Below are 22213 nucleotides of genomic sequence, written 5' to 3' on the forward strand. Positions count from 1 at the left end.
CCCGTGACGTTGATCAGACGAACCCCGGCTAGCTGGGTTTGCGCTTTGCGCGCATCGCGGCTCCATTCGCCCACCAGGGTGTGCCAGTGCGCAGCGCTCAGGTGAACGACGCTGGGGCAAGGATCGCCGGACTCGCTCAGCCCGAACAGCCTGTTGCTGGGCATCACCGTGGCCCCGGCGAGCAGCGCAGGCATGAGCTCTTCGAGCGACAGGTCGAAGTTCAACGAGTTTTGTTGCAAGACCACGTCTTGTTCGCTCAGGCCAAACCAGCGAATCGCATCGAGCGTGTAGTTGACCAGGCCCCGGTGTTCGATCATCACCCCCTTGGGCTGGCCCGTCGAGCCGGAGGTGTAGATCACGTAGGCAAGGTGGCGCGACGTTAGCGACGGGACGAAGGGGTTGCTGTCAGCCTGCTCGGCCCAGTCGGGCGCATCGCCTTCGAGGGCGATGATTCTCACCGTGTCGCTGCCGCGGGCCGCGGCGATGCTCAGTGCCGCTTGCACTTGGACACCCACCCGCGCGTGGGTGAGCAGCACACTGGGGGTGCTGTCCGCGAGCATGTAGTCGAGCCGCTCGAGCGGGTAGTCGGGGTCGAGCGGTACGTAGGCGCCGCCGGCCTTGAGAATGGCCAGCAGCGCGATGAGCATCTCGGCGCTGCGATCGATGCATAGCGCGACACGGTCGTCCGGGCACACCCCCAGTCCGATCAGGTGGTGTGCCAGCCGGTTGGCGCGTGCGTTCAGTTCGCCATAGCTCAGGGCGGTGTCTTCGGCGATCAGCGCCGGGTGATCCGGGTGCATCGCAACGCGCGCTTCGAACAGTGCCGCGATGCTCGAGTCGCGCGGGTAGGCCTTCTGCGGTCCGTTCCAATCGTGCAGTACGTGATGGCGCTCGGACGCGGGGAGAATTGAAAGCCGACTGATGGACTCATCCTCTCCAGCAACCATTGACTCGAGAATCATGGTCCAGCACGAGAGGAACTGGTCGATCGTAGTGCGCGCAAATTTCCTCTGATCGTAGTCGAGCGCGCTGATGACACGATCACCGACTTCGGCAATCTCCAGCAGTAGGTCAAGACCCGCTCCACCATTGTTCTGAATTCGACCGTAGGCACGGAGGGTTCGCCCCCCCCAAGCAACATCTCCAGTGTGCTTTGCATGGGCCATCAGACTGACCGTCGAGGACGCCGCACGCGCTTTCTGGTAGGTGAACAAGGTCTGAAAATAGGGTTGGGCAAAACCACGACGTTCAGGTTTGAGTCGCTCAACCAGCTCGACAAGCGGATAGGACTGATTCTTGAGCGCCCGAAAGGAGATCGAATGAACATCCTTGAGCAGTTTCGCGAGGCTCATGTCGGGATCGACGTCGGCCACCAGCGCGACCGGATTCATGAAGTTGCCGACCGTCTTGTTCCACTCGCTGCCGCGCGCGGGCATGGGCGAACCGACTGAAATGCGACGCTGCCCGCTGATGCGGTGCAGGAAGATGTAAAACGATGCCAGCAGCACTGTGAACATGGAAACGTTCTGGCGTTTCGCCAGCCCCTGCAGCTGCGCCGACAGCGCGGCGGAAAGCTCGCAGGTCACCGTATCGCGCTGCGGGATCAGCGACTGGACGAGGGCGTCGCCGTCCGCCACCAGACCAAGGTCCTCGGCCGGCTCTTTGAGCACCGTCTGCCAGAACCCGAATTGCTTCTGGCCCTGCCGGGCCTCGAGCCATTCACGCTGCTGAGCAACATGATCAAAAAAATGTGGCACCGCATCCCAATCGCTCTGAGCATCGACACCCTGCCCCTCCAGCAGCTCGCCCAACTCTTCGACGATCTGCCAGTGCGACCAGCCATCCCCGACCAAGTGGTCGATGCACAGCATAAGAATGCATGAGCCCGATCCGTCCCGGTACAGGCTGGCGCGAATCAGCGGCGCCTCGGCCAGATCGAACACGCGTCCGCGGTCAGCTTCGACCTGAACCACCAGATCCGGGTCATCAAGGTCGTTCACGTCGTAGACGTCGACAGGAACCTCGACAGCCTCGACGCAGGCCTGCCGCGGCTCACCATCAATCTCGGCAAACCGCGTGCGAAGCATGCCGTGCCTCGCGGCAATTACATTAAGCGCTCCCCGAAGCTGCTCGGGATCGACTCCCGGATCGGCCTTGGCAATCAACGCCATGTTGAAACATCCGCGCACTTCGGGCTGCATCCGGTACAGGAACCAGAGCGATCGCTGGATCGCAGAAAGCGGGTACCAGTTCAGGTCATCACGATTCACACCAATGCCCCCCGTCGTGTCGAGCACTTCCTCGACCACCTGCAGTTCGCTCGTCTTGTTCATGTGTCGCGTCAGCTCAGTCTGCGGAGCGCGGGTCGCCACACGCTCATGTTCAACATTCGGCAGGCGCAGGTATTGCGCCCTTGGTCGTGCTGCACTGCAGCATTGGCAATACGATCCCTCCCCCCACGGATGCAAACAACCGCGGTCGAATCACATAGGGGGAAGGAATCAGTCAGTCACGAAGAAGTCGGAGCAGGTTTGGCCGTCACTGGAATGCCCGTCAAAACGGGATCGCTGGTCGCGCCAGACAGCTCCTCATCGTCCTCGCCTTTTTCGTCATGGTCTTGCACCAACGCATCGAGTTTGCGAAGACGCGGCGAGAACAGTGCGACGAGCGAGATGAGTGTGCAGAGCCCCCCGGACACAACAAACAGAAAGCCGTATCCCCGCCCTTGTCCGGAACCGACATACGTCCCGATGGTTTCGGCCCATGCACCACCGACCGCGAGCGCCGGTTCAAATACATGCTCACCAATGCTGCCGCCCACCAACATGACTGCACACAGGGCCAGCAGATCGAGTCCCCCGAGCAAGGCGAAAATGCTGCCCCGCTTGCCCTCGGGTGTCTTTCTCATCCACAAGGCCCCTGCACATGTCCCGGACGCGGCACCCGCGCCCATCGCGACGAATGCACACACCCCCCACCAAACCGGGGACGTCGTGAATCCGGCAACGCAGATCGCGGCGGAGAGCGCCGCATCCGTCAAGAGCACCCACATCATCAGGTGCTTCTTGAGGTTCAGCACCATCATCGAGATAGAACCGACCAGCCCGCCGACGGCGCCCGCCGTCATGATCAAGCCAAGCACGTCACTGGTCTCGGTCGAAAGCACCAGTGGCGTCACCATCGCGGAAACCAGCACCAGCAGGGACTCCTGCAGGACTGCGTAGAGCACTAGGCCGATCATCAAGCGGTGGGCATTGAAGTAGCCGAGCGCCGAACGCCAGCTGTCGAGCACGTTGCGAACAACGTTCGCGGTTTCCTCGGGCTTTTCCCCTCGAATCGCATGACGGGCATGGGACAGTGCCGTGAAAACGCAGATGGCGCCGGCGGTAACGGCGCAAACCTCAATGACCATGATCCCTTCCAGGCCAATCGATGCCATGAGATAGCCCGCCATCAACGGCCCGCCGATCTGCAAGATGCCGTCTGTAAAGCCGATCATGCCGTTGGCCTGCGTCAACTTTTCCTTCGGAACGATCGCCCCGACCGCGGCCTGATACGACGGGTTGCGGATGGTGCCGACGATAGAGGTGATCGCATTGAAGACATAGAGGTGCTCGACGACCAACTGATCGAAGAACAACAGCATCGCCAAACCAACGACCAGCAGGGCCGCGCTGACATCACACCCGGCAATGACCAGGCGACGATCGTATCTATCCGCCAAGGCGCCAGCGAAGGGGGTGACGAGCAAGGCCGGCACCGCCGCCGAAAGAATGGTCCAGGCGAACTGTTCGGCCGAACCCGTGGTTTGGAAAACCCAGACTCCGAGCGCGAACCCCATGAGCGCAGAACCAAAATCAAAGGAGGTTTCGCTCAACCACAGAAAGGCAAACGCTTTGCCCAAGAGTTTCTTTTCTTTCTTGTCGGTCATCGCGAAGCCGCTCCAGCACTGCGTTGCTCCGCACCGTTCGACCCAGCAGACGAACAACCCTTTAAGTTACCGAAAGCCGTCCTCATCCGTGCGCGACCGACAACCACGGGTAGCAGCGCCCCGTCCCGCAGCCAGCGCGCAACACCATCGACGTGTGGCGGCTTGAGCAAGGTGACATGGTTCCCGCCACCAAGACGACAATCCGCTTCCGGTAGCCATTTCAACCATTCAGCGGCAGCATCGCAGACTCGAGCTTCAGTGGCCGCCTCGATCTCGCCCACGTTGCGGACGAATACCATTCGAGCATTGCCCTCGTAGGCGGAGATGGGCTGATACGGAGTGCGCAAAGCCGCCTCGAAGGTACGCACGGTACCAAGCAACTGCCCCGGATTCGAACGTGTGGGCATCAAGCCAATGGCCACCATTCGCCGATGCAACACGGCAAGCTGATCGTTCAGCGTTTTGTACTCGAAGTCGCTCAAACTCAGGCCGGTACTACGCATGGCAGCCATTTCGAGCAATTCAACGAGCTCTCTCAATGCCTCGGGCCGGGTGTACTCGCCACCCAACCGCCCGAAGCCGGCGGGCGGCTCGCTGTCGAGAATAGTCAGCGATGCCACCTCCACGCCCTCGGCAGTCAGCCGGTTCGCCATTTCGAAGGCCACCCATCCGCCGAAGGAATGGCCCACCAAGTGCACCGCTTTCTGGTGCGCGCACAGTCCGAGGACATGCGGCAAATAGGCTTCCACCGCGGCCTCGATCGTTGGATAGGGCAGCAGGATCCCATCCATGCCCCTGGGTTGAAGGCCATGCACAGGATGTTCTTTGCCGAGTGCGACAGCCAGCGGCACGAAATCAACCACGCTGGCACCTGCGCCAGGAATGCAGACATACGGAACGCGACCGCGCACACCCGACTGGATGGTCATCAAGGGCGAATAGGTGGACTCTGCTGCATCCGCGTCGGCTGGCTCACTCGTGTCGAAGCACGACTGTATTGATGCGCCAAGCGCAGATGCGAACCCGGCCTCTCCCTTGTGGCCGTCATCCCCCAGAAGGTGGACGGTACAACGGCTTGCGCCAAGCACGTCGGTCCAGGCGCGCCCCGATTCGGCCGTAAATTCGTCTCGCCGGGAAAACAGAGAGACCCTGATCGCAGAGTGTTCGATAACGTGCTGACTCAGGGCGGCACCAATACGGTTGCCGCTCGACGCGTTGATCGATGCCAACCGCGTGTTGTACAAACCGAGGAACTCGACTTGCCGGCCCCCGGCCAACTGCAGATTGGCAAGCTCAAGGGCAACGAAGCCAGCGTCGCCGATGCCGAGAATTCGATACCGCCCCCGGCGGTCGCTACTTGGGACGCTAGCCATGATGCGCCGCGCCATCCCGTTCACCGTGCGGCAGTCTGCAAACAGCGCCACCGGCACAAATACGACCTTGAATCGGCGGAGGCCGGCCTCCAGCGTCTTTGCCAACTCAGCGCGAGAGTCGCTGCCCAACGAACCATCGTCAATGACGTAAAAGGGATCGAATTCGGCACCAACCGACGCATGCCTTGACGGCGCTTCGCAGGTAGTCGAACCGTCGAGAGCGCAATCCGATGCGAAGAGTGCATCCGTCGCTGGGTCAAGCAACATAGGACAACTCCTTGCGCCGAACTGTCGACGTCAGTGCCGACTCGAAACGCGAGAGAATTTCACCCACATCTGATTCGGAAATATTCAACGGAGGAAGGAAACGCATGACAGCGCCGTGTCGCCCGCCGGTTTCGATCAGCAGCCCATGTTCGAAGGCGGCCAGTTTGATTCTTGTCGCAAGCTCGCCATCGGGTTCGCTTGCACCCGTCGTCGCACCCGGCTTGACGACCTCGACGCCGACCATGAGACCGCGGCCGCGGACGTCACCCAACTCCGGATACGTTTGTGCCAAGTCCCGGAGGCCTGCCACCAGGCCTTCACCCTGTGAGCGGGCGTTGGCAGCGAGATGGTCACGCTGGATGATCTCCATGGTCTTCTTGCCGGAGACCATGGCAATCTGGTTGCCGCGGAAGGTCCCGGCGTGCATGCCACGCGACCAGACATCCAGGGACTCGTGGTACATGACCACAGCCAGCGGGAATCCCCCTCCAAGTGCTTTGGAGAGCACCAGCACATCGGGAACGATTCCTGCGCGCTCGAAGGCAAACATCGTTCCCGTACGTCCAAAGCCGCTCTGAACCTCGTCTACGATGAGCGGAATCTGATAGTGCTTGGTCAATTCGCGGAGCGATCTAAGCCAGTAGTCCGAGACAGGAATACACCCGCCCTCTCCCTGCACAACCTCCACGATGACCGCCGCTGGACAAGGAACGCCACTTTCCGGATCGCTCAGGATCGTATCCAGATACGCAAGCGACAGCTTGTCCGTCTGGCTACCGTCGCTGCCAAACGGGCAACGGAAGGTGTACGGGTACGGCGCAAAATGCACATTCTGGCCTGCTGACATACCCCTCGACTTCGGCCCCAGATTGCCCATTGCGCCCAACGCAGCCCCGGTCATGCCGTGATAGGCGCCGTGAAAGGCGATGATCGGTTGGCGCTGCGTCGCGATTCGCGTCAACTTCATCGCAGCTTCGACTGCATCCGAGCCGCTAGGACTGCAAAAGTGGATTTTCGACTGCGCGGCAAAGGCCGGCGGCAACACGCCGTAGAGCTGCTCAATGAAGTCGTACTTGGCCGGCGTGATGAGATCCAGCACCTGCTGAACATGGCCACTGTCAATAAACTCGACGACCGCGCTCTTCACCTCAGGGTGGTTGTGCCCTAGCGGCAACGCCCCGGCACAACAAAGACAATCCAGGATGTCTCGCCCTGTGCTGTCCTTGAGTCGCAATCCGCTCCCAACTTCAAAAACGCTTTCAAAGGTGGCCGCGTAGGTACGCGCATTCGACTCCACCCGCCTGACCCATTCGTATCGATCCATGTCCTCTCCATCAACCCGGCATCAGCCGATCAGTGTCCGAACACCGCTCGACCGGCGGTGCCACGTGTTCATCCGCGCAAAAAAAGCATGATCGCCAGGAGAACGTCTGCGGCATGGCGAGCAGGTGCGCATCGGGGATGCCCAGGAAAGCCCCCGCCCCAACCGCCCAAGTCCTGCGCGGAGCGGAGACTAAGAAGAACACAGCAAAATGTCAATGGAATTACAAGAACCAATGATCCAAAAGGATTACATCAGCATCACTATGTGACGTAACAGAAGCCTCTAAAGGCTAGAAGAAGATGTTCTGCGATGAACAAATATCCAACTAAATCATTGAGTTAAACAACAGCATCGACTCGATAACGTGCAGAGGCAGCCCCCTCCAGACACCCACCACAGGCCTCATGCCGCACCTTGCAAATATGCAAATAGAATTAATACATACGCACTAAAAAATCCCGTTATTCATGCACAAGGAATGGCCCGAATGATGACGCCATCCCTATGATTCTTATGTCATTTTCACATCTCGACGGCCTGTCTCAGTACCAAAAAATGACATTGCCATATATAGCTCTCTGGGCTGAGAGAATTCCTCTGACTACTTGAGCAAGCGGCATCCGTGGGCTGGACACTCGGCAGTTCACAGAATCACAACAAAGGTTGAGAGGCTGATCCGGCCCGGCGCGGCAACGCAGCAACGCACTTCGGGCTACTTTCGGCCTGGGGACAAGGCTTCCTGGCGGCGACCAACACGCCACCAGTCGGAGAGGCCGGCGGCTTGCTCATCGAAACCATCTCCCTTGCGGTGACAAAAATTGTTACACCTTTCATTGGAAAGGGCGTCCTACGGATCCCTTCCCCAACAACGCCATCGCAGTTTCGGTAACGACAGGGGACGGATTGAATCGCCCCGGGTTTCGTAGAGGCTCCACGGTTTAAGTACAGGCCGATCCGCCCTCCTCGCCTATCTGGAGGAGATCGCATGCGACCTTAGCCAAGCCACCGTCAACTCGTACCGTCGGGCACAAGGGAAAAGCTACCGCTGCGAGCTGCCGCAGATCAAATCATTGCGCGAGCGCGGTGGACGATTTCGACGGTACCTGCGATCTGAGGTCGCAAAAATCCTGGAGCATACCAACGAAGTCCAATCGATCAGCGTGTTGCTCGGCTTCTATGCGGGTGTTCGCGCCCATGAGATCGCGACGCTTCGGCCGCGGAGTGAGGGAACTCCATCCATGCACCGAGAATGGGATCCGCTTTGATTTACAGCCCTCCCGTTTGCCACAACACGCTACCTAGTCACAGGCAAAGGGGGGCTGTGCCGCGAGGTCACCGTACCTCGATTCCTCTCGGATGCGATCGAATAGCAGCGACGGCCACATCCGGCTCCTGTCAGGGATCGACGGATTCTCTACGACGCATGGTACGACCTCGCCCTCGGGCAAAACCTATCTCAGGCATTTTCGACCATCAGCAAACGGGTTCTCGGGTGGAGTCTCGGTTACCACGGCCTGCGCCACAGCTACGCAGTGTGGCGATTTCAGGCCCTACTCGGTGCTGGATTCGATAAACGCACCGCCGCGAACCTTGTCCCGCAAGAGCTGGGCCACTTCCAGATCGACATTCCCGCAGCGTACCTCGGAGATCTGACGCTGTACTGAGTGAAATCGGCAGGGGGCGCGGCAAATTTTCCGCGCCCCCTAGCGTCGTTGCCGAGACGCTATCCAGGCCAAGACCTCTGATAGTCGCCAACCTACAGCACGACTACCCCCAGTTCGACCGGTCGGGGGAACAAGCCCGCCCGTATCAGTTTGTAGCAGCTGCTGCGACCCAGCCCCGTCAGCCGCTTGACCTCAGGGAACTGCAGCAACCGCTCGCAACTCGCATCAGACCTGAACATACCCACCATACGTCTCCATCGGAATACAACGTAGAGACAAGGATGAGCGTTCCCGCAGATATGCGAGCAGCGAATACGAGCGCCTACAAGCGGGCCTTTAAGGTCATATTGTAGGTAGGGGGGGCACCAGAACGTCCAGTGAAGCGCAGCAACAATGGTGGATCGAGTGGTGGGCTGAAAACAGAAACGCGGCCAGAGGCCGCGTTTTTGCTGTGTCACTGGCGGAGAGGGCGGGATTCGAACCCGCGTCAGGGTATTACCCTGAACACGCTTTCCAGGCGTGCGACTTAAACCACTCATCCACCTCTCCGTGGAAGAGGCGGAAGTTTATCAGAATCCGGGCCGGATGGAACCCCCGACCGCCTAGCGATCCGGCGTTTCGGTGAGGCTCGGGTAGCGCACGAAGTCCACCAGGGCCTGCACTTCCACAGACGGTGGCGGCGTGATCAGGCTGATGACGATGGTGACGACGAAGCCGAGCGGGACGCCGAAGACGCCGGCGGAGATGGGGTCGATGTCGAACCAGGCGTTGGCCATCGAGCCGTGGAAGAAGGGGTGGGTTTTCGAGACGTAGTAGAGGGTGATGGCGAGGCCGGCGAGCATGCCGCTGACCGCGCCCCATTTGTTGGCGCGCTTCCAGAAGATGCCGAGCACCAGCGCCGGGAAGAAGGAGGCGGCGGCGATGGAGAAGGCCAGGCCGACCATGAAGAGGATGTTGTCGGGGCGTAGCGAGGCGACCCAGGCGGCGATGGCGGCGACCAGCAGCAGTTGCGACTTGGAGATCACCAGCCGACGCTGGGTGGTGGCGCGCGGGTTGATGATCTTGAAATAGAGGTCGTGCGACAAGGCGTTGGAGATGGTCAGCAGCAGGCCGTCGGCGGTCGACAGGGCGGCGGCGAGCCCCCCCGCAGCGACCAGGCCGGAGATGACATAGGGCAGCCCGGCAATTTCGGGGGTGGCGAGCACGATGACGTCGGTGTTGAGGGTCAGCTCGGCGAGCTGGAGCAGGCCGTCGCCGTTGATGTCTTCGACGCTGACCAGGCCGACCTTGCCCCAGGAGGCGACCCAGTCGGGCAGAAAGGCGATGCTGCTGCCGACGAGGTTGCTGTACACCTCCCATTTGGCGAACACGGCATAGGCCGGCGCGGTGACATAGAGCAGCGAGATGAACACCAGCGACCACATCACCGAGCGGCGTGCCTCGGACACGCCGGGGGTGGTGTAGTAGCGCATCAGCACATGCGGCAGCGCGGCGGTGCCGACCATGAGCACGAACATCAGGGCCAGGAAGTTGCGCCGCGCTGCCTGCGACTCTTCGGGCGTGGCGCCGGGATGGGCTTCGGCATGGCGCGGCGGGGCGCGGGCATGGTCGAGCGCGTCGAGGCGGGCCGCCTCCCAGCGCACCTTCGCCTCTGCTTCGGTGCGCGGCAGGTCGCGCATGTCGCGCTCGGCCATGGCCACTTCGCGGGCGGAGGCGTCTTCGATGCGCAGTTGCTTGACGCGCTCGCCGAGCGCATGCCGTTCGGCATCCATCGAGGTGGGCAGGTCGGCGATCTTTTGTTCGTAGGCCAGCGCACGGTAGCGATACTGGTTGCGCACGTCGGACTCGACCGGGTCGCTGAGCAGCTGGTTTTCCTTTTCGCTGATCTTCTGCAGCACGGTGCCGTAGGCGATCTGCGGCACCGGCACGCCGGTGACTTTCCATGACAGCAGGACCACCGGTGCGAGGTAGGCGATGATCAGGATGATGTACTGCGCCACCTGCGTCCAGGTGACGGCGCGCATGCCGCCGAGGAAGGAGCAGACGAGGATGCCGGCGAGGCCGACGAACAGGCCGATCTCGAATTCCACACCGACGAAGCGGCTGGCGATCAGGCCCACGCCGTAGATCTGCGCCACCACATAGACGAAGCTGGCGAGGATGGTGGCGGCCAGGCCGACCAGGCGGGCGATGTTGCCCTCGTAGCGGGCACCGAGAAAATCGGGGATGGTGTATTGGCCGAACTTGCGCAGATAGGGCGCCAGCAGCAGGGCTACCAGCACATAACCGCCGGTCCAGCCGGTAACGAAGGCCAAGCCCTGGAAGCCGGAGAAGTAGAGCGTGCCCGCCAGGCCGATGAAGGAGGCGGCGCTCATCCAGTCGGCGGCCGTGGCCATGCCGTTGAACACCGCCGGCACGCGCCGCCCGGCAACATAGTATTCGGCGACGTCGGCGGTGCGGCTCACGACGCCGATGGTGGCGTAGATGGCGATGGTGGCAAACAGGAAAACATGGCCGATGGCGCGCGAGGACAGGCCGAACTGTTCGCCGACGGCGAGCAGGACGACGAGCACCAGGAAGGTGCCGGTATACCAGCCGTAGTACCGGCGCAGTTGCTGCGAAAACCCAGAATCCGCCACGCGTGCCGCCTCTCCCCTTTGCCGCTGCGCCGCCGGCGCGCGCATGTTCGCGAAAGTATACCCCGCGGGCCGACGGCCCGCGGTGGCTGCCGCTCAGTATTTCAGGCGGGCGTAGTAGGTCTTCTGCGCGGCTTCGCGGGCTTCTCCGAGGGTGCGCACGCCTTTTTCGGCGAGCAGGGGAATCATCTTGAGGAACACTTCGGCGGTGACGATGGCGTCGCCCATGGCGGTGTGCCGGCCGATGACGGTGACGCCGAAGCGCTCGGCGATGGCCTCGAGACGGTGGCTGTCCTGGTTGGGGTGGATGATGGCGGACAGCAGCAGGGTGTCGAGCACCGGCTGGTCGAAGCGCACGCCGGCAACGGCCTCCTTCAGTTGCAGGAAGCGCATGTCGAAGGCGGCGTTGTGCGCCACCAGCACGGTGTCGGCGGCGAAGTCGTGCAGCGCCGGCAGCACCTTGGCGATGACCGGCTGGCCGACCAGCATCTCGGGCGTGATGCCGTGGATCTTGGTCGACTCGGGCGGCAGGCTGCGCTGCGGATCGACCAGTTGCTCGAAGCCTTCGCCCTGCAACAGCTTGCCGTTGAGGATGCGGGTGGCGCCGATCTGGATGATCTCGTCGCCCTGCGAGGGGTTGAGGCCGGTGGTTTCGGTATCGAAGACGGTGTAGGCCAGCTCGGTCAAGGGCCGGTCGTCCAGTTCGTGGCTGCGCTCGGACCAGCTGAACAGGTCGAAATCGTAGTATTCGGGCCGGCTGTCGCCACGCAGGTAGACCTCGGCCTCGACCTCGGCCTGCGGCGTGGCCGAGGGCAGCACCAGCCGGAAGAAGGCGCGGTGCTTGACCTTCTCGCGCTCCAGCCACATTTCGCCGCCGTGGCGCTCGATGACGTCGCGCACGGTCAGCGGGCTGTTCTCGCCGGCGAAACGCATGGGCTCGAGCTCCCAGCTCATGACGGTTTCGGTGCTCATCGCCTGGCCCGACCAGATCAGGTCGAGGTGCACCAGGCGGCCGGCCTTGGTCAACCGGAAGCGCAGTTCGCGGATCTCGAATTCGTCCGACAGGCGACTGGCCAGATAGGTGATGGCTTGCAGCAGCGAGAAGCTGTCTACCTTGGCCCACACGGTCTCGTCGACATCTTCGAGCTTGGTGCGCAGCGACAGGCGGGCCTCGACCCGGCGCTGGGCGGCGGCCACCAGATCGGCGCCGAGCATGTCTTCGAGTTGCCAGCGTGCCTTGAGCGAATCGGCAAAGGCCGAGGCGCTGTGGTCGAGGCGGTCGCTCATGGCCTTGACCTCGTCGCGGATCACGCGGCGAAAGCGCTGGCGCAGTTCGTCGTCCAGATCGGGGAAGTCGAGCATTTCGGCGGCTGCCCGCACATTGGCCAGCGAGGCGCGGTTGCCTTCGGTGAGGGTGTGCAGAATTTCGTCGCGACGCGCTTCGTTTTCGATGGTGCGGGTGATGTTGTCGAGCATCAGGATGAAGCCCGACACCGGACGGTCGGCGCCCTCTTCGGGCGCGGCGCCGAGCACCGGCGTCATCTGCACCCGCAGCAGCTGGCCGGCGCGGGTGGTGGTGACGAAGTTGCTCACCGGCTGCGCCGAACTCTTGCGCAAGCGATGCTGGATGTTCTCCAGCGCATGGGCGATGAGGTGGCGGTCCATGACGGCGTAGATCGACCGCCCCAGGCCGATCAACTCGCCGCCGCCGGCCGCCCCGGGCGCGTCGGACAGTGCCCGGAACTGCAGCCGCGCGCGGTTGTTGTAGAGCAGGATGCGGCCGTCGAGATTGCACACCACCACGCTCTGCGAGAGCTCCGACATGAGCGCGCCGAGCCGGTTCTTTTCTTCCTCGACCGAGCGCCGGGCATCGGCGACACGCACTTCGACATCGTCCTGCAGGCTTTGGCGCTGGTCGGCGAGGGCGTTGATGATGTCGACGAAGGCACAGGTTTCGTCATTGCCGGCGGGCTTCAGGCGGCGGGTCGGCTCGGCCTTGAGCAGGGTGCGGCCGTCTTCGGCCAACCGCGCAGGCACATACACATAGCGGCGATGCAGGTCGCGCAGCACGATGGCACTGACCGCCATGGCCATGATCAGCATGGCGCCGATCAGGGCACCGCGCGGCGCGACGATCGGCAGCAGGGCGACACGCTCGTCGGGCGACAGGTCGACCCACACCACCCAGCCGGTCACGCCGAAGACGATCAGCAACCAAACACAGACCAGGCCGACACTCAACAAGAGGCGATGCTTCGGGCTCATACATCCAGCCCGAGCAATTGACGCACCTGCGCCACCAGGTCTTTGGTGGAAAACGGCTTGGTCATGTAGGCATCGGCACCCAGGGCCATGCCCTTGGCCATTTCGGTGTCGCGGCCCTTGGCGGTGAGCATCAGGATGCGCGTGCCGGCCAGCGCCGGGTCGCCCTTGACCTCCTGGCAGACATCGAAGCCGCTCTTTTTCGGCATCATCACGTCGAGCAGGACCAGGTCGGGCGACTCGCTGCGGATCTTGGCAATGGCCTCTTCACCATCGACCGCGATCGACACCTTGAAGCCCTCGCGCTTCATCAGGAACTCCAGCGAGATGACGATGTTCGGTTCATCGTCTGCAATCAGTATTGTCTTGGCATCCGTCATAAGTCCGCCCTCCCCCTCGCATCTCATGCTAAATCATGGTGTTTCGACCGCTGGCATCATGCCGCCCGGTCGCTGTCGGCGGTCGGTGCCGCCAGTTTGAGCGGCAGTTCGAACGAGAACACGGCGCCCTCTCCGGGAATGCTCGTGACCCACAACCTGCCGCCAAAATGCTCGATGATCTGCCGACTGATCGGCAAGCCCAACCCGGTGCCCGTGGGCTTGCCGGCGCTGCCGCTGACCTGCCGGAATTTTTCGAAAATTTCGCTCTGCGCCTCAGGCGCGATGCCGGGCCCGTTGTCGCACACGTCGACCCGCACCGAATCCCCGCTCTCGCGCAGCACCACCTTGACCTGCCCGCCGCTCCCCGGCACGAAGCGGGCCGCGTTGCCGATGAGATTGGTCAGCACCTGGATCAGGCGGTCCTGGTCGACCCGCAAGAGCGTCACCGTCGGCGGCAGGTCGAGCACCAGTTCGGCATGGCGGCTCTTGACCAGTTGGCCGGCCGTCGTCGCCACATGCTCGATCAGTTCGATCAGGTCGACATCGGTCTCGTGCCACTGCGCGTGGCCGGACTCGATCTTGGCCAGATCGAGCACCTGGTTGACCAGCCGCGTGAGGCGCTCGGTCTCTTCGACAATGATGCCGAGAAAACGCCTACGCTCGGCCAGATCGGTCTTCGGGTCGTCCAGCAGCATCTCGGAGAACGCGCGGATCGAGGTCAGCGGCGTGCGCAGCTCGTGGGTAACGGAGGACATGAAGTCGTCCTTGACCCGGTCGAGCTCCTGCAGCCGTTCGTTGGCGGCGCGCAGATCCTCGGTGGCCGCCTGCAAGGCCTGCGACTTTTCTTCGAGCTCGCGCGAGTAGGCGCGGACCTGCGAGGCTTCGTCGAGAATGTTCATCACCTCCTCGATGCCCAGCGACTCTTCCTGCACCACCGAGGCAATCATCACCCGCGCCGACACGCTGCCGATGGCCCCGGCCAGCAGGGTTTCGGCAAAGTGCACCAGGTCGGCGTCGGCCTCGAGCGCTTCGATATCGTCCTCGCCACGACTGAGGGCATAGCTGGCAAAGCCAGCACGCACCCGCTCGGCGCCCAGAAAGCGCACCAGCAGCGCTCGCAGATCGTCGAGCTTGGCCTGACCGCGCCATAGCCTGGCCGCACCGCGTGGCTCACGCTTCAGAATATCGACGAACAGACTGGCCTGCCCGGCCTCCACCGCGGTGGGCGGGCGCCATAGCGAGACGGCCACGAACGCGCCGATGTTGGCGAGCATGCTCCAGAACAAGGCATGGGTGGTGGCGTTCACGCCGTCGAAGCCGAACAGGCGTTCGGGCATCAACAGCGCGATGCCGAAGATGCCGGAGTCGACAAAGTCCGCCGGCAACCAGCCCGACTTGGCGAACGAGGGTAGCAGCAAGGTGTAGAGCCACACACAGAACCCGGCCAGCAGACCGGCCACCGCGCCGTTTCGCGTCGCGCCCCGCCAGTACATGCCGCCGAGCAGCGCGGGGGCGAACTGCACCACGGCGGCGAAGCTGATCAAACCGATGGAGACCAGCGCATACGCCTGGCCGGCAAGGCGGAAATAGAGATAGCCGAGCAGCAGGATCGCAACGATCGCACCGCGCCGGATGAGCAGCAACAGGCCGGTCAGGTCGTGCGGCGCCCAGCGGCGAAAGCGCGGGTTCGACAGCAGCAGCGGCATCACCAGGTCGTTGCAGACCATGGTGGACAAGGCGATGGTTTCGACGATCACCATGCTGGTGGCCGCCGACAGGCCGCCGATGAAGGCAGCCAGGGTGAGCATGGAATAGCCTTCGGCCAGCGGCAGCGTGAGCACGAAGGAGTCCGGGTCGATGACATCCGCGGGGAAATGAAGCATGCCCCCCAGGGCAATCGGCAGGACGAAGATGTTGATCAGGAGCAGGTAGGCCGGGAACAACCAGGTGGCGCGCTTGAGATGGCGCTCGTCGACGTTTTCGACCACCGATACCTGGAACTGGCGCGGCAGCATCAGGAAGGCGAGCGCCGAGAGCACGGTCAGGGCCAACCAGTCGGCCTTGTTGCCCACGGCGTCGAGGCTCAGCAGGGGCGCCAGATCCGGCGCGATGGCTGCGCGCACGAACAGGTCTTCCCAACCATCGAAGATGTAGTAGGTGACCACGATGCCGACCGCCATGAAGGCCACCAGCTTGACCAGGGACTCGAACGCAATCGCCGCCACCATGCCTTCGTGACGCTCGGTGGCATCGAGATGGCGGGTGCCGAAAATCATGGTGAATGCGGCCAGCACCAAGGCCATGTAGAGCGCCGTGTCGCGATACCAGTCGCCGCTGGTGCCCGGATGCCCGCCGGTGAGCAGGCCATATTCGCTGGACACCGCTTTGAGTTGGAGTGCGATGTAGGGCACGATGCCGATCACCGCCACCAGCGTGACCATGCTCGCCAGCAGGCGGCTCTTGCCGTAGCGCGAGGCGATGAAGTCGGCGATCGAGGTGATGCGATAGGCCTTGCTGATACGCACCATCTTCAGCAGGACCAGCCAGGAGACGCCCATGACCAGGGTCGGCCCGAGATACACCGGCAGAAAGCCCAGGCCCGCCGTGGCCGCGCGCCCGACGCTGCCATAGTAGGTCCACGCCGTGCAATACACCGCCATCGACAGCGCATAGACCCACGGGTTGGCGATCAGCGAGCGCCCCGCATCGGCCCGACGATCGCCATACAAGGCCACGCCGAACAACACCACCAGATAGGCAAACGAGACGCCGACGATCAGTCCGCTCGACAACATGCCAAAGCCTATCGCGGACCCGATTCGACGACCCAGGCCAACACCGCAAGCACGGCCGCCCAGACACCGAACAGGTAGAGAAACACCAAGGGAACGCCGGCAACGGAAACGGCGGTGTCGAAGAGCCACAGGAGCGGCGCATTGAAGGCCAGAGCCGCCAACAGCGTGCAGGCGATCAAGCGTTGCCGCGCGAGCGCTTTGCGCATCACCGTACCTCCTCCGACATACGGAAAACCATTATAGCCCGCCCCTCGGGCCCGCCCGCCGTGCCCCTCGGACGGGACCATGCAAAAAAGAAGGCGCGTTACCGCGCCTTCGTCTCCTCATGTATAGGCCGGCTTCTATGGCCGACTCCCCTCGTTGTTCTGGTCGGAGCGCGGTCTGTGCCGCGCTTCCGATAGCGGGCGCTTATCCCTTGAGCTGGTCCAGGATGGCCGGGTTCTCGAGCGTGGAGGTGTCCTGCGTGATCTCCTCGCCCTTGGCCAACTGGCGCAGCAAGCGCCGCATGATCTTGCCCGAACGGGTCTTCGGCAGGTTCTCACCGAAGCGGATGTCCTTGGGTTTGGCGATCGGGCCGATCTCCTTGGCCACCCAGTTCGACAATTCCTTGATCACGGCCTGAGCCTCGGCACCGGACGGGCGCGGGCCCTTGAGTACCACGAAGGCGACAATCGCCTCGCCGGTGGTGTCATCCGGACGGCCGACCACTGCCGCCTCGGCCACTCTCTCATGCGCCACCAGCGCCGATTCGATTTCCATCGTGCCCATGCGGTGACCGGAGACGTTCAGCACGTCGTCGATACGGCCGGTGATGGTGAAGTAGCCGGTGTCGGCGTCGCGGATGGCGCCATCGCCCGCCAGGTAGTATTTGCCCTGGAAGTCGGCCGGGTAGTAGGACGACTTGAAGCGCTCCGGGTCGCCCCAGACGGTGCGGATCATCGACGGCCACGGACGCTTGACGACCAGGATGCCGCCCTGGCCCCAGGGCACTTCGAGGCCGGTCTCGTCGACCACGGCAGCCTGGATGCCCGGGAACGGCAGGGTGCAGGAACCCGGCACCAAGGGCGTGGCCCCCGGCAGCGGCGTGATCATGTGCGCGCCAGTTTCGGTCTGCCAGAAGGTATCGACGATCGGGCAGCGACCGCCACCGATGTTCTCGTGGTACCACTCCCAGGCAGCCGGGTTGATCGGCTCGCCCACCGAGCCGAGGATGCGCAGGCTCGTCAGATCGTACTGCTTCGGGTGCACGCTTTCGTTGGCATCGGCCGCCTTGATCAGCGAACGGATGGCCGTCGGCGCGGTATAGAAGACGCTGACCTTGTGGTTCTGGATCATCTTCCAGAAACGGCCGGCATCCGGGTAGGTCGGCACGCCTTCGAACACCACCTGGGTGGCACCGCAGGCCAGCGGACCATAGGCAATATAGGTGTGGCCGGTGACCCAGCCGATGTCGGCGGTGCACCAGAACACATCGTCCGGCTTGATATCGAAGGTGTACTGCATGCTCAGGATGGCCTGCAGCAAGTAGCCGCCGCTGGAATGCTGAACCCCCTTCGGCTTGCCGGTCGACCCGGAGGTGTAGAGCAGGAACAGCGGATGCTCGGCACCCACCCATTCCGGCTCGCACGTATCCGCCTGCGTGGCCAGGGCATCGCTCAACCACACATCGCGCCCGGCGGCCATATTGACCTCGGCACCGGTACGCTTGACCACCAGCACCTTCTTGATCGACTCGCAGCCACCCATGCCCAGCGCTTCGTCGGCGATCGGCTTGAGCGGCAGGGCTTTGCCGCCGCGGAACTGGCCATCGGAAGTGATCAGCGCGACGGCGCTGGCGCCCTCGATACGATCGCGCAGCGACTGCGCCGAGAAGCCGCCGAACACCACCGAGTGCGTGGCACCGATGCGGGCACACGCCTGCATGGCCACGATGCCCTCGATCGACATCGGCAGATAGATGACGACGCGGTCGCCCTTGTTCACGCCCGAACTCTTGAGCGCGTTGGCCATCTTGCACACGCGACCCAGCAGATCCTTGTAGGTCACCTTGGTGACTTGGCCATCGTCCGCTTCGAAGATGATGGCGACCTTGTCGCCCAAGCCGTTGTTGACCTGACGATCGAGACAGTTGTAGGAGACGTTCAGCTCGCCATCGTCAAACCATTTGAAGAACGGTGCGTTCGACTCGTCGAGCACCTTGGTGAAAGGCTTCTTCCAGTCGAGCAGGTTGCGGGCATGGTTGGCCCAGTATCCCTGGTAATCGGTCTCGGCCTGCTTGACCAGCGCCTGATAGGCCTCCATGCCGGAGACCGCGGCGCTCTTGGCCAGCGACTCGGGGGGGTAGTACAGCTTCTGGGCGTTGTCGGACATCTCTCACCTCTCCTCAATTCACGGAATCGAAATTCGGTTACTTGCTCCGGCCGAAGGCAGGGCAATCAACAAACATTACCATCAGCGGCACCTCCGAATACAACCCGCCACTGAGAACAGGGCGCATTAGAGGATATCTATCTTACACAGGACTTACACCTTCGTGGCGCTGCAACACAAAGTGCGTTACAGGGCAGTGGTAGAATCTCGCCCGACACCACGACGCCGACCAAGCGATTCGTGGTCGCATCATGGCAGGGCTGCCTTCGCCGCAGCGCCTGCCTTTCTCTGTGAGGGAGCCCACCATGAGCACGATCAAGCAGGAAGACTTCATCCAGTCCATCGCGGACGCTTTCCAGTTCATCAGCTTCTACCACCCGCTGGACTACATCCAGGCCCTGGGCGAAGCCTACGAACGCGAACAATCGCCGGCCGCCAAAGACGCCATCGCCCAGATCCTCACCAACAGCCGCATGTGCGCCGAGGGGCATCGCCCCATCTGTCAGGACACGGGGATTGCAGTGGTCTTCCTCAAGGTCGGCATGAACGTCCGGTGGGACAGCACCCTCAGCGTTCAGGAGATGGTCAACGAAGGCGTGCGCCGCGCCTATACCGACCCGGACAACACCCTGCGCGCCTCGGTCCTGCTCGACCCGGCCGGCGCCCGCAAGAACAGCAAGGACAACACGCCTGCTGTGGTGCACTATGAAATCGTGCCGGGCGACACCGTCGACATCACCTGTGCGGCCAAGGGCGGCGGCTCCGAGAACAAATCCAAGATGGTCATGCTCAACCCGTCCGACTCGATCGTCGACTGGGTGCTCAAGACCGTCCCGACCATGGGCGCCGGCTGGTGTCCGCCGGGCATCCTCGGCATCGGCATCGGCGGCACGCCGGAAAAAGCCATGCTGCTGGCCAAGGAATCGCTGATGGGCCACGTGGACATCCAGGAACTCCAGGCCCGGGCTGACAAAGGCGAAGCGCTGAGCCGGGTCGAGGAACTGCGCCTGGAGATCTTCGACAAGGTCAATGCGCTCGGCATTGGCGCCCAAGGCCTCGGCGGCCTCACCACCGTACTGGACGTCAAGATCCTCGACTACCCCACTCACGCCGCCTCTCTGCCGGTCGCCATGATCCCCAACTGTGCCGCGACCCGTCACGTGCACTTCGTGCTCGACGGCTCCGGCCCCGCCCATCTTCAAGCGCCGCGCCTCGAAGACTGGCCGGATGTCACCTGGCAGGCCGACACCAACGTCGCCACCCGGGTCGATCTGAACACGCTGACCGCCGACGAAGTGGCCTCGTGGAAACCGGGTCAGGTACTGCTGCTCAACGGCAAGATGCTCACCGGACGCGACGCCGCCCACAAGCGCATCGCCGACATGCTTGCCAAAGGCGAAAAGCTGCCAGTGGACTTCACCAACCGCGTGATCTACTACGTCGGCCCGGTCGACCCGGTGCGCGACGAAGTCGTCGGCCCCGCCGGCCCCACCACCGCCACCCGCATGGACAAATTCACCCGCATGATGCTCGAGCAGACCGGCTTGATCGCCATGGTCGGCAAGGCCGAACGCGGCGCAGTCGCCATCGAAGCCATCAAGGACAACAAAGCCGCCTATCTGATGGCCGTTGGGGGGTCAGCCTACCTGGTCTCCAAGGCCATCAAGGCGTCCAAGGTGGTCGGCTTTGCGGATCTCGGCATGGAAGCCATCTACGAGTTCGACGTGGTCGACATGCCGGTCACCGTCGCTGTCGACTCGAGCGGCGAATCGGTGCACAACACCGGCCCGAAGCAGTGGCAGGCCAAGATCGGCAAGATCCCAGTCGTGGCCAACTGAGAACGAACGACTTCGCCAATCAAAAAGCCCGGATCTCCGGGCTTTTTTGTTGTGACCAGCCGCGCGTATCACGCTCGCCTGACGGCTCCCGTTGCGCGCGGAACACTCGCCGCGGGCAGCACCGCAGCCGGCCTATGCTTGTCCACCGGGTTTTTCCTTGTGACTCGGTTGAGTTGTCGAAACACCTACTTCGCTGAGCCTCCTCGATCACCTACCGATTTCACGTCCTACGCTGATGTCCTGCTTCGCCACCACGGCCCACACCTACACATGCAGTCCCCAACTTTCAGGCTAACGCTTCGGTCCGCCTTTGAGCGACAGCGCGTCTGGCTGCACTGCGCAGCATCAAGGGGTCTGAGCCCTGGAACAAAGCCTGTGACACTTTCGACGCTGGACGCCAATCCTCCATGCTCCTATGCTGCCAGTAAGCCGATTGCATGTAGTTTACGGTCATTCTCCGCGCCTCCTTCCTTTTCCACGCAAGAAGGGGGCGCGTCCGGAGGCATTGTGTGAAGAACAAGCGTTACAGCGGCAACCGAGCGGTCATTCTGGATTTTTTACCGGACACATTCGAAACGTTACTCGACGTAGGGTGTGCGGCCGGCGAGTTTGGATCTGTCGTACGGACAGCCTCCGGCGCCGAAGTCTGGGGCGTCGAGCCCATGTCCGAAGCCGCGCTGCGAGCCAAGTCGAAACTCGATAATGTCGTCAACGATTTTTTCGACTTGAACGCACCAATCCCGGAGGCCTACTTCGACGTTGTAACCTTCAACGACAGCCTTGAACACTTTCCAGAGCCTATCAGCCCACTCAGGCTGGCCAAACAGAAGCTCAAGCCGTCAGGCACACTCGTGTGTTGCGTTCCGAACGTCCGCTACATCGAGAACGTCAAGAATCTACTCTTCGAAAAAGACTGGAAGTACACCGAGAGGGGCATCCTTGACGATACCCACTTAAGATTTTTCACCAAGAAAAGTCTTGAAAGAACAATCGACGAGGCAGGTTTCTCGATCAAGAAAATCGAAGGAATCAATCCTTACTGGGATTCAGGAAGAAGAACCAGAGTTCTACTTCCGCTCCTTGGACGGTGGGCCGAAGACATGAAGTACTTCCAGTTCGTCGTCGTGGCGGAACCCACGAGATAACTCCCGAGAACCGACCACGGAATTCGCGGGCGCCACCTCTGCGTGGCCTGCTTTGAGCAATCGAAGGGTATTTTGTATGAGCAGGGAAGCTTGGCGCGATAAAAAACCCCCGCAGTCAAGATGACTACGGGGGTTTTTCTTTTGGTTAGTCTGACGATGACCTACTTTCACACCCGAGTTGGGCACTATCATCGGCGCTGTTCCGTTTCACGGTCCTGTTCGGGATGG

At 62.4% G+C, this 22213-nt stretch carries 13 protein-coding genes, 1 tRNA gene and 1 pseudogene; 2 read left to right on the top strand and 13 right to left on the bottom strand.

Going from position 1 to position 22213, the window contains the following annotated elements; translation table 11 throughout:
• From I8J34_RS22580 to acs, 13 genes and pseudogenes are all read right to left on the bottom strand, one after another.
• Nucleotides 1–2333 (bottom strand): non-ribosomal peptide synthetase (locus I8J34_RS22580; protein WP_214363898.1); only part of this gene is annotated, 2333 nt, incomplete at its 3' end.
• Between the two features lie 176 nt (nucleotides 2334–2509).
• Nucleotides 2510–3931 carry an MFS transporter gene (locus I8J34_RS22585; RefSeq protein WP_214363899.1) on the bottom strand — a complete coding sequence of 474 codons (1422 nt, stop codon included), beginning with the start codon at nucleotides 3929–3931 and terminating at the stop codon, nucleotides 2510–2512.
• A complete protein-coding gene (locus tag I8J34_RS22590; protein WP_214363900.1) occupies nucleotides 3928–5571 on the bottom strand; it encodes a thioesterase domain-containing protein in 1644 nt (547 codons plus the stop codon). The genes I8J34_RS22585 and I8J34_RS22590 overlap by 4 nt, the downstream gene beginning before the upstream one ends.
• Entirely contained in the window at nucleotides 5561–6895 is a 1335-nt protein-coding gene (locus I8J34_RS22595) for a diaminobutyrate--2-oxoglutarate transaminase family protein (protein WP_214363901.1), read from the bottom strand. The genes I8J34_RS22590 and I8J34_RS22595 overlap by 11 nt, the downstream gene beginning before the upstream one ends.
• A gap of 1703 nt (nucleotides 6896–8598) precedes the next feature.
• A complete protein-coding gene (locus tag I8J34_RS25345) occupies nucleotides 8599–8718 on the bottom strand; it encodes an AlpA family phage regulatory protein (RefSeq protein WP_508626314.1) in 120 nt (39 codons plus the stop codon).
• A pseudogene (locus tag I8J34_RS25015) lies at nucleotides 8676–8807 on the bottom strand (helix-turn-helix transcriptional regulator); the annotation flags it as partial. The gene I8J34_RS25345 and the pseudogene I8J34_RS25015, both read right to left, overlap by 43 nt.
• A gap of 210 nt (nucleotides 8808–9017) precedes the next feature.
• Nucleotides 9018–9108: transfer RNA gene (locus I8J34_RS22605), tRNA-Ser, on the bottom strand.
• A gap of 53 nt (nucleotides 9109–9161) precedes the next feature.
• Complete coding sequence (locus I8J34_RS22610) at nucleotides 9162–11198, bottom strand: sodium:solute symporter family protein (protein ID WP_230411967.1); 2037 nt, start codon at nucleotides 11196–11198, stop codon at nucleotides 9162–9164.
• A gap of 93 nt (nucleotides 11199–11291) precedes the next feature.
• Nucleotides 11292–13460 (bottom strand): exonuclease domain-containing protein, encoded by a 2169-nt coding sequence (locus I8J34_RS22615; protein ID WP_214363904.1) that lies wholly within the window; start codon nucleotides 13458–13460, stop codon nucleotides 11292–11294.
• Complete coding sequence (locus I8J34_RS22620; RefSeq protein WP_214363905.1) at nucleotides 13457–13837, bottom strand: response regulator transcription factor; 381 nt, start codon at nucleotides 13835–13837, stop codon at nucleotides 13457–13459. The genes I8J34_RS22615 and I8J34_RS22620 overlap by 4 nt, the downstream gene beginning before the upstream one ends.
• A gap of 56 nt (nucleotides 13838–13893) precedes the next feature.
• Nucleotides 13894–16632, bottom strand: coding sequence for a sensor histidine kinase (locus I8J34_RS22625; RefSeq protein ID WP_214363906.1), 2739 nt, complete (start codon nucleotides 16630–16632; stop codon nucleotides 13894–13896).
• 8 nt (nucleotides 16633–16640) lie between these two features.
• Nucleotides 16641–16838: a hypothetical protein gene (locus I8J34_RS22630; RefSeq protein ID WP_214363907.1), complete on the bottom strand. Its 198-nt coding sequence runs from the start codon at nucleotides 16836–16838 to the stop codon at nucleotides 16641–16643.
• A gap of 202 nt (nucleotides 16839–17040) precedes the next feature.
• Nucleotides 17041–19002: an acetate--CoA ligase gene (gene acs / locus I8J34_RS22635; protein WP_214363908.1), complete on the bottom strand. Its 1962-nt coding sequence runs from the start codon at nucleotides 19000–19002 to the stop codon at nucleotides 17041–17043.
• A gap of 305 nt (nucleotides 19003–19307) precedes the next feature.
• Between acs and I8J34_RS22640 the strand changes: the two genes are divergently transcribed.
• Together I8J34_RS22640 and I8J34_RS22645 are read left to right on the top strand one after the other, a co-directional pair.
• Nucleotides 19308–20840 carry a fumarate hydratase gene (locus I8J34_RS22640; protein WP_214363909.1) on the top strand — a complete coding sequence of 511 codons (1533 nt, stop codon included), beginning with the start codon at nucleotides 19308–19310 and terminating at the stop codon, nucleotides 20838–20840.
• Nucleotides 20841–21349: 509 nt separating this feature from the next.
• The gene (locus tag I8J34_RS22645) at nucleotides 21350–21985 is read left to right on the top strand and encodes a class I SAM-dependent methyltransferase (protein ID WP_214363910.1); all 636 of its coding nucleotides are present in this window, start codon (nucleotides 21350–21352) and stop codon (nucleotides 21983–21985) included.
• Nucleotides 21986–22213: the final 228 nt, after the last annotated feature.

This window comes from Denitromonas iodatirespirans (genome assembly GCF_018524365.1).
GTDB classification, from domain to species: Bacteria; Pseudomonadota; Gammaproteobacteria; order Burkholderiales; family Rhodocyclaceae; genus Nitrogeniibacter; species Nitrogeniibacter iodatirespirans.

Bases quoted from the DNA above. Each gene is read 5' to 3' on its own strand.
- I8J34_RS22630 (WP_214363907.1), bottom strand. From the start codon at position 16,838: ATGCGCAAAGCGCTCGCGCGGCAACGCTTGATCGCCTGCACGCTGTTG.
- acs (WP_214363908.1), bottom strand. From the start codon at position 19,002: ATGTCCGACAACGCCCAGAAGCTGTACTACCCCCCCGAGTCGCTGGCC.
- I8J34_RS22620 (WP_214363905.1), bottom strand. From the start codon at position 13,837: ATGACGGATGCCAAGACAATACTGATTGCAGACGATGAACCGAACATC.
- I8J34_RS22640 (WP_214363909.1), top strand. From the start codon at position 19,308: ATGAGCACGATCAAGCAGGAAGACTTCATCCAGTCCATCGCGGACGCT.
- I8J34_RS22595 (WP_214363901.1), bottom strand. From the start codon at position 6,895: ATGGATCGATACGAATGGGTCAGGCGGGTGGAGTCGAATGCGCGTACC.
- I8J34_RS22615 (WP_214363904.1), bottom strand. From the start codon at position 13,460: ATGAGCCCGAAGCATCGCCTCTTGTTGAGTGTCGGCCTGGTCTGTGTT.
- I8J34_RS22585 (WP_214363899.1), bottom strand. From the start codon at position 3,931: ATGACCGACAAGAAAGAAAAGAAACTCTTGGGCAAAGCGTTTGCCTTT.
- I8J34_RS22625 (WP_214363906.1), bottom strand. From the start codon at position 16,632: ATGTTGTCGAGCGGACTGATCGTCGGCGTCTCGTTTGCCTATCTGGTG.
- I8J34_RS22590 (WP_214363900.1), bottom strand. From the start codon at position 5,571: ATGTTGCTTGACCCAGCGACGGATGCACTCTTCGCATCGGATTGCGCT.